Annotated in this window: 13 protein-coding genes; 9 read left to right on the top strand and 4 right to left on the bottom strand. The window is 62.2% G+C overall.

All coding sequences use genetic code 11. The features are described from left to right. Positions 1 to 270 (bottom strand): fumarate hydratase (locus AADJ04_RS02955; protein ID WP_341238691.1); only part of this gene is annotated, 270 nt, incomplete at its 3' end. Between the two features lie 178 nt (positions 271 to 448). On the opposite strand from AADJ04_RS02955, the gene fumC reads away from it, so the two are divergent. Then, the gene (fumC, locus tag AADJ04_RS02950; RefSeq protein ID WP_341238690.1) at positions 449 to 1,852 is read left to right on the top strand and encodes a class II fumarate hydratase; all 1,404 of its coding nucleotides are present in this window, start codon (positions 449 to 451) and stop codon (positions 1,850 to 1,852) included. A gap of 50 nt (positions 1,853 to 1,902) precedes the next feature. On the opposite strand, the gene AADJ04_RS02945 is transcribed toward fumC, so the two are convergent. After that, positions 1,903 to 2,502 carry a TIGR00645 family protein gene (locus AADJ04_RS02945; protein WP_341238689.1) on the bottom strand — a complete coding sequence of 200 codons (600 nt, stop codon included), beginning with the start codon at positions 2,500 to 2,502 and terminating at the stop codon, positions 1,903 to 1,905. Positions 2,503 to 2,691: 189 nt separating this feature from the next. Between AADJ04_RS02945 and acs the strand changes: the two genes are divergently transcribed. Together acs and AADJ04_RS02935 are read left to right on the top strand one after the other, a co-directional pair. Beyond that, the gene (gene acs, locus AADJ04_RS02940; protein WP_341238688.1) at positions 2,692 to 4,686 is read left to right on the top strand and encodes an acetate--CoA ligase; all 1,995 of its coding nucleotides are present in this window, start codon (positions 2,692 to 2,694) and stop codon (positions 4,684 to 4,686) included. A 284-nt stretch (positions 4,687 to 4,970) separates the two neighbouring features. Further along, positions 4,971 to 5,435, top strand: a complete 465-nt coding sequence (locus AADJ04_RS02935; protein WP_066789249.1) for a Signal transduction histidine kinase — start codon at positions 4,971 to 4,973, stop codon at positions 5,433 to 5,435. Between the two features lie 130 nt (positions 5,436 to 5,565). On the opposite strand, the gene AADJ04_RS02930 is transcribed toward AADJ04_RS02935, so the two are convergent. Beyond that, positions 5,566 to 5,871, bottom strand: a complete 306-nt coding sequence (locus AADJ04_RS02930; RefSeq protein ID WP_044398681.1) for a c-type cytochrome — start codon at positions 5,869 to 5,871, stop codon at positions 5,566 to 5,568. A 113-nt stretch (positions 5,872 to 5,984) separates the two neighbouring features. Between AADJ04_RS02930 and AADJ04_RS02925 the strand changes: the two genes are divergently transcribed. Together AADJ04_RS02925 and ilvD are read left to right on the top strand one after the other, a co-directional pair. Next, on the top strand, positions 5,985 to 6,227 hold the full coding sequence (locus tag AADJ04_RS02925; RefSeq protein WP_341238687.1) for a TIGR04438 family Trp-rich protein: 243 nt from the start codon (positions 5,985 to 5,987) through the stop codon (positions 6,225 to 6,227). Between the two features lie 458 nt (positions 6,228 to 6,685). After that, positions 6,686 to 8,545, top strand: coding sequence for a dihydroxy-acid dehydratase (gene ilvD / locus AADJ04_RS02920; RefSeq protein ID WP_341238686.1), 1,860 nt, complete (start codon positions 6,686 to 6,688; stop codon positions 8,543 to 8,545). Positions 8,546 to 8,790: 245 nt separating this feature from the next. On the opposite strand, the gene bfr is transcribed toward ilvD, so the two are convergent. Beyond that, the gene (gene bfr, locus AADJ04_RS02915) at positions 8,791 to 9,267 is read right to left on the bottom strand and encodes a bacterioferritin (RefSeq protein ID WP_067512193.1); all 477 of its coding nucleotides are present in this window, start codon (positions 9,265 to 9,267) and stop codon (positions 8,791 to 8,793) included. Between the two features lie 227 nt (positions 9,268 to 9,494). Here bfr and lgt point away from each other — a divergent pair, with 227 nt between their 5' ends. The 4 genes from lgt (at position 9,495) to AADJ04_RS02895 (ending at position 14,106) form a co-directional block, all read left to right on the top strand. Continuing rightward, positions 9,495 to 10,316, top strand: a complete 822-nt coding sequence (gene lgt, locus AADJ04_RS02910; protein ID WP_044398671.1) for a prolipoprotein diacylglyceryl transferase — start codon at positions 9,495 to 9,497, stop codon at positions 10,314 to 10,316. Between the two features lie 539 nt (positions 10,317 to 10,855). Continuing rightward, a complete protein-coding gene (locus AADJ04_RS02905; RefSeq protein WP_341238685.1) occupies positions 10,856 to 11,524 on the top strand; it encodes a GntR family transcriptional regulator in 669 nt (222 codons plus the stop codon). After that, a complete protein-coding gene (locus AADJ04_RS02900; protein ID WP_341238684.1) occupies positions 11,521 to 13,020 on the top strand; it encodes a malonyl-CoA decarboxylase in 1,500 nt (499 codons plus the stop codon). Before AADJ04_RS02905 ends, AADJ04_RS02900 begins: the two co-directional genes overlap by 4 nt. An 87-nt stretch (positions 13,021 to 13,107) precedes the next feature. Continuing rightward, a complete protein-coding gene (locus AADJ04_RS02895) occupies positions 13,108 to 14,106 on the top strand; it encodes a tripartite tricarboxylate transporter substrate binding protein (RefSeq protein WP_341238683.1) in 999 nt (332 codons plus the stop codon). Positions 14,107 to 14,319: the final 213 nt, after the last annotated feature.

The following is a 14,319-nucleotide window of genomic DNA, read 5'->3' as shown; positions in this document are numbered from 1 at the left end:
GGTAAAACCTTCCCAGCGCACATCCATACCCACCTTCAGGAACACGTTGACGATGCCGGTGTCCTGGCAGATGGGGCGGTGGCCAGTGGCGCTCATCTTGCTGTTGGTGAGGATCTGGGCGATCGCGTCCTTGGCCGCTGGGCTCTTTTCGCGCTCGTAGGCGCGGGCCAGGTGGGCGATGTAGTCGGTGGGGTGGTAGTAGCGGATGTACTGCAGCGCACCAGCGATGGATTCGATCAGGTCTTCTTGGCGAATGGATGTCGTGGTCATGGCGGGAAGTTTGTGGGGATGAAATCGACAGCCTTCGATTATCCCTCCGTGGGCTTGCGTGGTTCTGTCAGGGTTATCCGATGGCTTGCATGCCTGCTTTGAGCCACGGGCTTGTGCGCCATGGGAGGGACTGGTTATGCTGGGTACCGTCCTTCACTCGCAAGCCAGGATCCCGCACATGACACTGCACAACGGCAAAGCATCGGCCTACCGCACGGAGCGCGACACTTTTGGCCCCATCGACGTGCCTGCGCGGCGCTTGTGGGGGGCGCAAACCCAACGCTCTTTGCAGCACTTTGCCATCTCGGGTGAGCGTATGGCCCCTGAACTCATCCGGGCGCTGGCCCAGGTCAAGCGTGCCAGCGCGTATGTGAACCACAGCCTGGGTTTGCTGGATGCCACCCGCACCACGGCCATCGTGGCGGCTTGCGATGAAGTGATGGCTGGCGCGCATGAAGAGGAATTTCCTCTGGTGGTCTGGCAGACCGGCTCGGGCACCCAGACCAACATGAACATGAACGAGGTGCTGGCCAACCGGGCGAGTGAATTGCTCGGTGGCCCGCGTGGGGAAGGCCGCCTGGTGCACCCCAACGACGACGTGAACAAGAGCCAGTCGAGCAACGACGTCTTTCCTACGGCGATGCACCTGGCGGCGGTGGATGCGCTGACCCATAAGCTGCTGCCCGCCCTGCATGCGTTGCGCATGACGCTGGCCGCCAAGGCTGAAGCGTTTGCCGACATCGTGAAGATTGGCCGCACTCACCTGCAGGACGCGACTCCGCTGACTTTGGGGCAAGAGGTATCTGGCTGGGTGGCACAACTAGACCATGCCGAGCGCCACGTTCGCGCAGCCATGCCCCACTTGTGTGAGCTGGCCTTGGGCGGCACGGCCGTGGGCACGGGCTTGAACGCCCCGGCGGGCTATGCCCAGGCCGTGGCCAAAGAACTGGCTGACTTGACCGGGTTGAACCTGGTGACGGCACCGAACAAGTTTGAAGCCCTGGCCAGCTGCGATGCCCTGGTGCAGGCCCATGGCGCGCTCAAGGGGCTGGCGGTCAGTTTGATGAAGATTGCCAACGATGTGCGTTGGCTGGCCAGCGGGCCGCGCTGCGGGCTGGGCGAGATCACCATCCCGGAAAACGAGCCGGGTTCGTCCATCATGCCCGGTAAGGTCAACCCCACGCAGTGCGAGGCCATGACCATGCTGTGCGCTCAGGTCATGGGCAACGATGTGGCGATTGGGGTGGGCGGGGCGTCGGGCAATTTCGAACTCAACGTGTTCCGGCCCATGGTGATCCACAACTTTTTGCAGAGCGTTCGCCTGCTGGCCGATGGCATGGTCAGTTTCGACAAGCACTGTGCCTCGGGCATTGAGCCCAACCACGAACGGATTGAAGCGCTGGTCGAGCAGTCTTTGATGCTGGTGACCGCGCTCAACCCCCATATTGGCTATGACAAGGCTGCCGCCATTGCCAAGGCGGCCCACCAGCAAGGAATCAGCTTGCGAGAGGCCGCTCTGGCCTCGGGCCATGTGACGGCTCAGGAGTTTGATGCCTGGGTCGTGCCGCGCAATATGGTCTGATGGATGGAATCGCCCCGGGCTGTTCAGCGATGGTCCGGGGCGTCAGCGGCTCAATGCGAATCGCTGGGGTGTGACATCAATCGGTCGGTCAGCGCAATCGCCAGGGCGCTCAGCAAGAACACCACGTGAATGATGGTCTGCCACATCAGCACCTTGAGGTCATAGTTGGCCGCATTGATAAAGGTCTTGAGCAGGTGGATGGAGCTGATGCCGATGATCGCGGTAGCCAGCTTCACCTTGAGCACCGACGCGTTCACATGGCTCAGCCACTCGGGCTGGTCGGGGTGCTCTTCCAGGTGCAAGCGCGACACAAAAGTCTCGTAGCCGCCCACGATCACCATGATCAGCAGGTTGGAGATCATCACCACGTCGATCAGCGCCAGCACCACCAGCATGATGATGGTCTCGTTGAGCGCAGTGACTTCGAAGTCACTCTTGTAACCAATGCTGGCAACCAGTTGCTTCAGGGCGGCGGTGTTGCCGAATGCGGCTTCCACCAAGTGAACCAGCTCGACCCAAAAGTGAAAGACATACACCGCCTGCGCAAGAATCAGCCCCAGGTACAGCGGTAGCTGCAGCCAGCGGCTGGCAAAGATGAGTGAGGGCAAGGGGCGCAGTGGAGCGCTGGTTTTATTCTGGGATTTGGACATGCGAACCTGCGTGAGGTAAGAGAGTTAAGGGGCAAAAAGCGAACGCGCGATTCTAGGGGCGCTCTGTGACGGCCGTCGAAACCAAGGGCTAACCCTGAGCCGAATAGTCACCTGCGAGTCAGTAGCATGTAAGTGGGGCAGAAGACAGTACTTGCGAATTCTTATTCCAATGACCCAGGAGACAACACCATGAGTGCAACAACATCCGCAATTGAGTCTGTGTTGGTGGAAAACCGAGTGTTTCCGCCAGCCGACGCAGTGGTCAAAGCTGCGCGCATTTCCGGCATGGCCGGGTACGAGGCTCTGTGCAAAGAAGCCGAAGCTGACTTTGAAGGCTTCTGGGCCAAGCAGGCGCGCGCCAATGTGCAGTGGACCAAGCCTTTCACCCGCACGCTGGATGAGTCCAATGCCCCGTTTTTCCGCTGGTTCGATGATGGCGAACTGAACGCCAGTGCCAACTGCCTCGACAAGCACATTGGCACGCCCACCGAGAACAAGACCGCCATCATTTTCGAAGCCGATGACGGCGAGGTCACCAAGATCACCTACAAGGAGCTGCTGGGCCGCGTGAGCCAGTTTGCCAACGCGCTCAAGGCCCACGGCGTGGCCAAGGGCGACCGCGTGCTGATCTACATGCCCATGACCATCGAGGGCGTGATTGCCATGCAGGCCTGCGCCCGCATTGGTGCCACGCACAGCGTGGTGTTTGGCGGCTTCAGCGCCAAGGCTGTGCATGAACGCATCATCGACGCAGGCGCAGTGGCCGTGATCACCGCCAACTACCAGATGCGTGGTGGCAAAGAGTTGCCGCTGAAGGCCATCATTGACGAGGCCTTGGCCATGGGCGGCTGCGACACCATCCGCAACGTGTTCGTCTACCAGCGCACGGCCACGGCCTGCAACATGGTGGCCGGGCGCGACAAGACCTTTGCCGAAGCGCTGGCAGGCCAAAGCACCGAGTGCGCTCCTGTGGCCGTGGGCGCCGAGCACCCGCTGTTCATCCTGTACACCAGCGGCTCCACAGGCAAGCCCAAGGGCGTGCAGCACAGCACCGGCGGTTATCTGCTGTGGGCCAAGATGACCATGGACTGGACGTTTGACCTGCGTGCAGACGATATCTTCTGGTGCACGGCCGACATTGGCTGGATCACGGGCCACACCTACGTGGCTTACGGCCCGCTGGCGGCAGGCGCCACGCAGATCATCTTCGAAGGCATCCCCACCTTCCCGAACGCAGGCCGCTTCTGGCAGATGATCGAGCGCCACAAGTGCACCATTTTCTACACCGCTCCCACGGCCATCCGCTCGCTCATCAAGGCAGCCGAAGCCGACGAGGCCGTGCACCCCGCGCGCTCCGATCTGTCGAGCCTGCGCATTCTGGGCAGCGTGGGCGAGCCCATCAACCCCGAGGCCTGGATGTGGTACCACAAGAACGTGGGCGGCGAGCGTTGCCCCATCGTGGACACCTTCTGGCAGACCGAAACGGGCGGCCACGTCATCACCCCGTTGCCCGGCGCTACACCACTGGTGCCCGGCAGCTGCACGCTGCCCCTGCCCGGCATCACGGCGGCCATCGTTGATGAGATGGGCAACGACGTGCCCAACGGCTCGGGTGGCATTTTGGTCATCAAGCGCCCCTGGCCGAGCATGATCCGCACGATCTGGAATGACCCCGAGCGTTTCAAGAAGAGCTACTTCCCCGAAGAGCTCAAGGGCTACTACCTGGCAGGCGACGGCGCTGTGCGCAGCGCTGACCGTGGCTACTTCCGCATCACTGGCCGTATTGACGATGTGCTGAACGTGTCGGGCCACCGCATGGGGACCATGGAGATCGAATCCGCACTTGTCGCTAAGACCGACCTGGTGGCCGAGGCCGCTGTGGTGGGCCGCCCTGACGATGTGACGGGCGAGGCCATTTGCGCCTTCGTGGTGCTCAAGCGTTCACGTCCCACTGGCGAAGAAGCCAAGCAGATCGCCAACGAGTTGCGCAACTGGGTGGCCAAGGAAATTGGCCCCATTGCCAAGCCCAAGGACATCCGCTTTGGCGACAACCTGCCCAAGACCCGCAGCGGCAAAATCATGCGCCGCCTGCTGCGCAGCATCGCCAAGGGCGAGGCCATCACGCAGGACACCAGCACGCTGGAAAACCCCGCAATCCTGGATCAACTGGCCCAGACCAACTGACCTTTTTAAGGTCTGATCTCACAAAGCGCCTGCCAAGCAGGCGCTTTTTTATGGCCTGAGCGATTTGCGCTTGCTTGGCCCATTCATCGGGCGCATCGCTGCGCCTTTGTAGGATGGAGGCGCAACTTTGGCTTGGCATCGCTGCCAGCTCCGCAGTTGAGGTACAAACGCCCTCTACATGCCCTGTCGCTGGCTCTTGAGGATTCGCCCACCCGTTTGATGTGTGCGAATCGATCTTCCAGTCTGGGGTACCACGTGCCAGTCTGGTTCGCGAAGGAGTTTTTATGAAGATGTTGTCCACCCTGTTGCTACTGATCATCGTAGCGATTACAGGCTTGGCTCTGCTCAATTGGGATGCCTTGTCTGTGGTGACGGCGGTGTCCGTGGGTTTGACTACCTTTGAGGCCCCACTGGGGCTGCTCATGCTGGGGCTCACTGCATTGCTGGCTGTCTTGCTGGTGGCGTACGTGTTGTCTTTGCAGGGCTCGGTATTGCTAGAAACGCGTCGCCATACCAAAGAAATGCAGGCCCAGCGGGAGCTGGCCGACAAGGCCGAAGCATCGCGCTTTACCGAGCTTCGCGCATTTCTGGAGCAACAACAAAGCCAGGCCCATGCTGCGTTGTTGAACCGGCTGGATAACATGGAAACCCGGCTCACTGCGCGTGCGCAGGAGTCTGACAACACCACGGCGGCCTACGTGGGCCACCTGGAACAAAAGCTGGTGGGGCGCAGCGAGCCGATGGCCTGAGGCTGGTTACACACGTATTCGCCTGCTGCACTGTCTTACTCCGCAGCAACAAAAAAGCCGCCAACCCAAAGGTTTGCGGCTTTTTTTGTTTGGCGAGCTTGCGGCCCGCCAAAGTAGCGCGATGCGCGGATTACTTCTGGGCCAGCACCCAGGCAGCCAGCTTCTTGGCTTCGGCTTCGTTCACTTGTGCGTTGGCTGGCATGGGCACGGGGCCCCACACGCCAGAGCCGCCCTTGATGATCTTGACGGCCAGCTTGTCCACTGCGTCTTTTTGACCAGCGTACTTGGCAGCCACATCCTTGTAAGAAGGACCCACCAGCTTCTTGTCGACAGCGTGGCAAGCCATGCAATTCTTGGAAGTTGCGAGGGCTTGGTCGGCCATGGCAGGGGCTGCAACGGCAAGCGTCATGGCGATGGTGATCAGGGCACGTTTCATGGTGGGTTTCCTGTGGTTGGGTTACAGTTATTTCAACGCGATTGTAGTGATGCGCGTTGACTTCCGGTTGTGTTTGGTCAACGAATGCAATTCGCATTTTTTGAGGGGCGGTTATGTATCTTTTAGGCATTTCACTTCTGTTGCTACTGCTCAAGTACATGGAGATTGGCCCCGTGGCTACATGGTCCTGGTGGGTGATCGTGGGCTCCTTCGGCGCCACGGCCGCATGGTGGATGTGGGCCGATGCCTCCGGGTACACCAAGCGCAAGGCCGTTGAGCGCATGGAAAAGCGCAAGCAGGATCGCATCAACAAGAACAAGGAAGCCCTGGGCATGCGCCCACGCAAGCCCCGCTGAGGTGGTGGGGCTACAAGACCCGTTCTTGGGGGCGCCCCAGCTTCGTTTGCTCGCCTTAGAACCTGTTCAAGATCTTTTTGGGGGATCGCATTGGAGTGCAATCGGGATGAGTGGATGCCTCGGATGCGCCGCATGGGCTCGTGCCCATGCAAGCAGCCGGGGCGTCCAATCGCCCGATTTCACTCCAACCCTTCGGGCAAATGTCTTGCCGGGTGGTCTGCGGCGTTGCGGCGTTTGCCAATAGCCGAGCTATTGGCTGCACACCGCGCCTTGCATCCCATCCCGGCAAGGCACTCGTGCGACCCCAAAAAGATCTTGAACAGGTTCTTAGCGCCCTTGGGGCGATGGCAAATGGCTCAGGGTTAACCTGCGGCTTCTGGCAAAGCCGGTTTTTTTCTGCTGGGGGATAATTCCCCGGCGCTCTTTCGCCTTTTTCCAACACTTCACCCGACATCACGATGCCCGTTTACCGCTCCAAAACCTCTACCGCTGGTCGCAACATGGCTGGTGCCCGCTCGCTGTGGCGTGCTACCGGCATGAAGGACGACGACTTCAGCAAGCCGATCATTGCGGTGGTCAACTCGTTCACGCAGTTTGTCCCCGGCCACGTGCACCTCAAGGACCTGGGCCAGCTGGTCGCGCGCGAGATCGAGGCGGCGGGTGGCGTAGCCAAAGAGTTCAACACCATTGCCGTGGACGACGGCATTGCGATGGGCCACGACGGCATGCTGTACTCGCTGCCCAGCCGCGACATCATTGCCGACTCGGTGGAATACATGGTCAACGCGCACTGCGCCGATGCCATGGTGTGCATCTCCAACTGCGACAAGATCACCCCCGGCATGCTGATGGCCGCCATGCGGCTGAACATCCCCGTGGTGTTCGTCTCGGGTGGCCCCATGGAGGCTGGCAAGGTCAAGCTGGCCAACCCACAAACACAAAAAATCGAATTCAAGAAGCTCGACCTGATCGACGCCATGGTGATGGCCGCTGACGACAAGGTGAGCGATGCCGACGTGGCCGAGGTCGAGCGTTCTGCCTGCCCCACCTGCGGCTCCTGCTCGGGTATGTTCACCGCCAACTCGATGAACTGCCTGACCGAAGCCCTGGGCCTGTCGCTGCCCGGCAACGGTACCGTGGTGGCCACGCACGCCGACCGCGAGCAACTCTTCAAGCGCGCTGGCCGCCTGGCGGTGGAGCTGTGCAAGCGCTACTACGAAGAAGAAGACACCACCGTGCTGCCGCGCTCCATGGGCTTCAAGGCCTTTGAGAACGCCATGACGCTGGACATCGCCATGGGCGGCTCCACCAACACCATCCTGCACATCCTGGCCATTGCGCAAGAAGCCGAGATCGACTTCACCATGGCCGACATTGACCGCATCTCGCGCGATGTGCCGCAGCTGTGCAAGGTGGCGCCCAACACCAACAAGTACCACATCGAAGACGTGCACCGCGCAGGCGGCATCTACGGCATCCTGGGCGAGCTCGACCGTGCGGGCAAGCTGCACACCGATGTGCCCACCGTGCACACCAAGACCCTCAAGGAAGCGCTGGACGCGTGGGACATCAAGCGCAACCCGTCCGACGCGGTCAAGACCTTCTACATGGCCGGCCCCGCTGGCATCCCCACGCAAGTGGCCTTCAGCCAAAGCACCCGCTGGCCCAGCCTGGACGAAGACCGCGCCGAAGGCTGCATCCGCGCCTACGAGCACGCTTTCTCCAAGGAGGGCGGCTTGGCCGTGCTGACCGGCAACATCGCCCTGAACGGCTGCGTGGTCAAGACCGCAGGCGTGGACGACAGCCTGCTGGTATTTGAAGGCCCCGCCCATGTGGTCGAGTCGCAGGACGAAGCCGTGGCCAACATCCTGGCTGACAAGGTCAAGGCGGGCGATGTGGTCATCGTGCGCTACGAAGGCCCCAAGGGCGGCCCCGGCATGCAAGAGATGCTGTACCCCACCAGCTACATCAAGTCCAAGGGCCTGGGCAAAGCCTGCGCGCTGCTGACCGATGGCCGCTTTTCGGGCGGCACCTCGGGCCTGTCCATCGGCCACGCCTCGCCCGAAGCCGCTGCTGGCGGCGCGATTGGCTTGGTGCGCAATGGCGACCGCATCCGCATCGACATCCCCAACCGCAGCATCAACGTGCTGGTGTCTGACGAAGAACTGGCCCAGCGCCGTGCAGAGCAAGACGCCAAGGGCTGGAAGCCCGCGCAGCCACGCCCTCGCAAGGTGTCTGCTGCGCTCAAGGCCTACGCCAAGCTGGTCATGTCGGCCGACAAGGGCGCTGTGCGCGATTTGTCGTTGCTGGACGACTGAGAGGCTCCCTCTCGGCAGTCATAAGCTCCAGTCATCGCCACCCGCGCTGCGGCGCACCTGGAGTGGCTTGGTTGGATGCACTGACCCCATGCAAAAGGCCGCCAAGCAGTGATGCTTGGCGGCCTTTTTGATGGTTATGCTATTGATTTAATAGCTGCTTGCGCTTGATTGGAGGGCGCTAGAGCTTGATTTGATCAAATATTGCGAAGTGAGCGGTTGCCCTGGGCTCAGCCCATTAAGACCCTTCAGGCCGCAGCTTGCGACTGGCTTTGCAGATAGTTCGGCAGGCCCATTTTTTCGATCAGGCCCAACTGCTTCTCCAGCCAGTAGGCGTGGTCTTCCTCGGTGTCGCGCAGCTGGGCCAGCAGCAGGTCGCGGCTTACGTAGTCGCGCACGCTCTCGCACAGCTCCATGCCTTTTTGCAGGGCATCGCGCACTTCGTATTCCACGGCCAGGTCTTTTTGCAGCATCTCTACTACCGTGGTGCCGGGGGTGAAGGGGTTGGGGCGCATGTCGGGCATGCCGCCCAAAAAGAGGATGCGGCGCAGCAGCGCGTCGGCGTGCTGGGTTTCTTCCTGCATTTCGTGGTCCAGGCGGGTGTACATCTTCACCAGGCCCTGGTCTTCGTAGATGCGCGAGTGGATGAAATACTGGTCACGCGCCGCCAATTCGCCGCGCAGCAGGTTCTTGAAGTATTCGATGACTTGTGGGTTGCCTTGCATGGCAGTTTCCTTTTTTGGGGTTCATGAAGCCGAAGGCTCTGGGTCGAGAGTATCGCGCCCAATGCATTGACGAATGGATGACGCTGCGCGATCCACCATGCATCAGTTGACTGATGGTGCGCATCCCAAAAAAGCGAGGCGCCTGGTGCATAGCGCGCAAGAGGCTCAACACCATGTGGACACTCGCCCCAGACCCGTCATGGGTTGCGGGCACAATACCGCCCACCATGCTGACTTACCCCCATATCGACCCCGTTGCCCTGCAGTTGGGCCCCCTCGCCATTCACTGGTACGGCATCACGTATCTGGTGGCGTTTGGGCTGTTCATGTTCCTGGGCACGCGCCGCCTGCGGCACGAGCCCTTTGCCTCCATCACCGGCCCCAGCGCCTGGACGCGCAAGGATGTCGAGGACATTCTTTTCCTCGGCGTGGTGGGCGTGGTCATTGGCGGGCGATTGGGGTACTGCCTGTTCTACAAGCCCGGCTACTACCTCACCCACCCGCTGGAGATTTTTGCGGTGTGGCAGGGCGGCATGGCGTTCCACGGTGGCCTGCTGGGCGTGATTGCCGCCATGCTGTGGTTTGCCCATTCGCGCAAACGCCCCTGGCTGCAGGTGGCTGATTTTGTGGCGCCCTGCGTGCCCACTGGCCTGGCTGCAGGCCGTGTGGGTAACTTCATCAACGGCGAGTTGTGGGGCCGCTTTGCCAGCCCCGATCTGCCCTGGGGCATGGTGTTTGCGCACAGCGGTTCGCTGCAGCCGCGCCACCCCTCGCAGGTTTACCAGTTCTTGCTGGAAGGCTTGCTGCTCTTTGTGTTGCTGTGGCTTTATGCCCGGCGCGAGCGCAAACAAGGCCAGGTGGCCGCCGCCTTCTTGGTGGGCTACGGCAGCTTCCGTTTCATCGCCGAGTATTTCCGCGAGCCTGACAGCTTCCTGGGCCTGTTGTCGCTGGGCATGAGCATGGGCCAGTGGCTGTGCGTGCCCATGGTGGCTGCGGGCATTGCGCTGTGGGTGTGGGCGCAGCGCCAGCCGGTGGCTGCACGCCGCTGAGCCGCGCGTTGTTCGATTCCCAGGCTCCGGGTTGGTGCGCTGGGGGCGCTGTCCTCCAGGCGCTTTTGGTGCGCTGAAATCTTTGTGGTCCGATCTCAGTGCCAGCAACGCAACGTTGCTGGCCGTTGTACGGCCTGCCAGGGCAGGGCGCTGGCCGTGCATCCTGCTGCGCATCGGCCGCCTTTGTGAATTGCTATTGTTTTAATAGCTGCTTGCGCTTTACTACCGGGCGCTAGAGCCTTATTTGGCTCAAATTTCAGCCAAGCACCGCTGGCGCTCCGCCCATCCCCGGCCGCCCCCGCAGCACCTTGCAAGTGTTGTGCAGCCGCCGCAGGGTGCGGCTATTTACCCCGCCCGGGCCAAAACTCGGGGTTTCCACCTTGTGATTTTCCATAATTATGAGAAATTACAAACGAAATCGACAGATGCCGTGCTGTTGACCGCGGTAGGGTGAAAAAACACCCACGGCTTGCGTTCTTCAGCATCCGTCATCCCCCATTCGGGGGCGTGCTTTCATTTTCCAGGAGCTGTTTCAGACCATGCGCCCGGTGCCCAATTCACTGCACGATGAAGTCGCCTCGCGGCTGCGCGAGCAGATTTTTGGTGGCGCACTGCCGCCAGGCAGCTTTCTGGACGAGGCTGCGCTGTGCGAGCGGCTGGAGATTTCGCGCACGCCGCTGCGCGAGGCGCTGAAGGTGCTGGTGGCCGAGGGGCTGCTGCGCCACGAGCCGCGCCGTGGCTGCTTTGTGGCCGAGGTGACGGAGCGCGACCTGGACGAGATCTTCCCCGTGATCGCCTTGCTGGAGGGGCGCGCCGCCCACGAGGCCACGCAAAAGGCCAGCAGTGCCGACGTGGCGGCGCTCGAAACCCTGCACCAGCGCCTGCAGCAATGCGCCCGCGAAGGCCGCATCCCCGACTACTACGCCGCCAACCATGCCATCCACGAGGCCTTCATCACCCTGGCCGACAACCGCTGGCTGGCCCAGGTGATTGGCGATTTGCGCAAGATTTTGCGGCTGGCCCGCCTGCAGCAGTTGCACGCGCCGGGCCGGTTGCAGCAAAGCCTGGCCGAGCACCTGGCCGTGTTTGCCGCCCTGAAGGCAGGCGACAGCGCGGCCGCCGAAGATGCCATGCGCACCCATTTGTTACGCCAGCGCGATGCGCTGCGCGATGTGGCCCGTAACCAGCAATCGAGGTTGACACTATGAACAGCACCGCCGAATGGATCTCCCGCAGTGTCTCCCGTCTGCGCGCCGCAGCCCCCGCTGCCGACAAGGACGGCGCCAAGGGCCCTGAAAAACTGGCCCGTGCCAGCGTTGATAAATCTGGCGTGACCGACGTGGTGCCCAAGGTGGCCGCGCCGCGCTCCACGCACGAACGGCTGCAGGCCACGCTGCGCCGGGGGCAAGAAGCCTTGTCGCCCCGCGCACTGCGCCGCCTGCACACTGATCTGCAAGCCGTGGTGGCACCGCAGGTGAGCGAGCTGGAAGGCGGCCGCCGCGCCCAGGCCGTGGCCGAGTGGTATGCCTCCGCCGAGCTGGAGGAGCGCCGCGACATGTGGCTGCTGCTGTGCGAGCAGTTTGCGCCCGACGCCACCGAATTCAAATCGGCCCGCCAGCGCTACGAGGCCGCCGCAGGCACGGCCGAAGAAGGGCAGGCCGAAATCTCGCTGCGCCGTGCGCTGGTGTCGCCGCGCACCCGGCTGCTGCAGCGGTTTGCGGTGTTCCCCGATGGCATGCGCTTTTTGGTGGACATGCGCGCCGAGCTGCTGCCGCTGCTCAAAAGCGACAAGCGCCTGCTGGCGCTAGACGCCGAGCTGGAGCACCTGTTCTCTACCTGGTTTGACGTGGCGTTTTTGGAGCTGCGCCGCTTGTCGTGGGATTCGCCCGCTTCGCTGATCGAAAAGCTCATCAAGTACGAAGCGGTGCACGACATCCGCAGCTGGGCCGACCTGAAGAACCGGCTGGACAGCGACCGCCGCTGCTACGGATTCTTCCACCCACGGCTGCCCAACGAGCCGCTGATTTTTGTGGAAGTGGCGCTGGTCGACAAAATCTCGCCCAGCATCACGCCGCTGCTGGACGAGTCCGCCGCGCCGGTCGATATCACCCGCGCCACCACGGCGATTTTTTACTCCATCAGCAACACGCAAACCGGCCTGCGTGGCGTGAGCTTTGGCGACTCGCTCATCAAGCATGTGGTGGAGACACTGACGCAGGAGTTTCCGCGCCTTCGCACCTTTGCCACGCTGTCGCCCATCCCGGGTTTCCGCGCATGGCTTTCCAAGAACGCGGGGGCCATGCTGGACCGCCTGGACGACAAGCGCCGCAGCGAACTGGGCCGGGCCGTGGGGTTTGAGCCGCCACAGGCCACGCACTTTCTGGCGGCGGTAGATAAGCCGCTCGACCTGGACGCCAAATCGCCCGCGCGGCAAATGCTGCTCGAATGCGCGGCCCACTACCTCGCCCGCGAAATGGTGGACGGCAAGCCGGTGGATGCCGTGGCCCGCTTTCACCTGGGCAACGGCGCGCGGGTAGAACGGCTGAACTGGGCGGGCGACCCGTCTGCCAAGGGATTGAAACAATCGTATGGGTTGATGGTGAATTACCTGTACGACTTGAAGCGCATAGACAAGCACCGCAGCTTGCTGGCGCAGGGCAAAGTGCCAGCGTCGGGAGACATCGACAGCCTTTGCCGCCATTGATGGTCGGTTCGCGGGGCTCTGAACAGGTTCTCAGAGGCTCCGCCAGGGACGGACTTCCTTTTTTATAACGACGACAGGAGACAAGGAATGACAACAGAAAACATCGTGCAGCGCCGCGACGTGCTGCGTACCGCCGCAGGTGCTGGCCTGGGCTTGCTGGGCGCGGGCAGCGTGTTGGCGCACGCATCGGCCTGGCCCACCAAGCCGGTGAACCTGTTGGTGCCGTTTCCTGCCGGTGGGGGCACCGACGCCTTTGCGCGCCCCCTGGCCGCGCAGTTCTCCAAAGCCACCGGTAAAACGCTGGTGATTGACAACCGCGGCGGCGCGGGCGGCACCGTGGGCGCCAGCTTTGCGGCCCGCGCGGCGGCCGATGGCTACACCCTGTTCATGGGCGGTGTGCACCATTCCATCGCCCCCGCCATGTACCCCAAACTCGATTACGACATCGAAAAGGACTTCATCCCCCTGGCGCTTCTGGCCCAAGTGCCCCAGGTGCTGGTGGTCAACCCCAAGACGCCCTCGGCCAACTTCAAGCAGTTCCTCGACCATGTGAAGAAGAACCCCGCCAAGCTCAACTACGGCTCGGCCGGCGCAGGCACGTCGCACCACCTGGCGGGCGAGCTGTTCAAGCAGCAAACGGGCACCTTCATCACCCACATCCCTTACCGTGGCGCGGGCCCCGCACTGCAAGACCTGATTGGCGGCAATGTGGACATGATGTTTGACGGCCTGGGCTCGTCCGCCGCGCACATCAAGGGCGGGCGCATCAAGGCGCTGATGGTGTCAGGCACCAAGCGCAACCCGGCCTTCCCCGATGTGCCCTGCGCCGCCGAAGTGGGCCTGCCTGACTACACCGTGACCACCTGGTACGGCCTGTGGGCGCCCAAGGGCACACCCGCCGATGTGCAGGCCAAAATCGTCGAAGAAATTCGCAAGCTCGGCTCGTTTGACGAACTCAAGTCCATCTGGGCCAACAATGGCGCAGACTACGGCGGCATGACGCAGCAGCAATTCGCCGCCTTCGTGAGCGGCGAAGTCAAGCGCTGGTCTGACGTGGTCAAGGCCTCTGGCGCAAAACTTGATTAACCCCCAAGACGGTGCAAACAAACCCGCCATGCCCGCTCGTTCCGCACAAGCGCACACCGTCGTTGTTGCAAATGCTCGCCATAGCCAGTGCTATGGCTGCGCTTTGCGCCTAGACGGAGTGTGCTTGTGCGGCGCGCTCGGGCACGCCGGGCTTATTCGCACCGTCCGCGCTTTGCGCCTTCCCCCTGAAGGGGGACGCCACCCGTGGCCTGG

Source organism: uncultured Acidovorax sp. (assembly GCF_964021665.1).
Classification (GTDB): domain Bacteria; phylum Pseudomonadota; class Gammaproteobacteria; order Burkholderiales; family Burkholderiaceae_C; genus Acidovorax; species Acidovorax temperans.
This window is presented reverse-complemented; position numbering and strand designations above follow the sequence as displayed.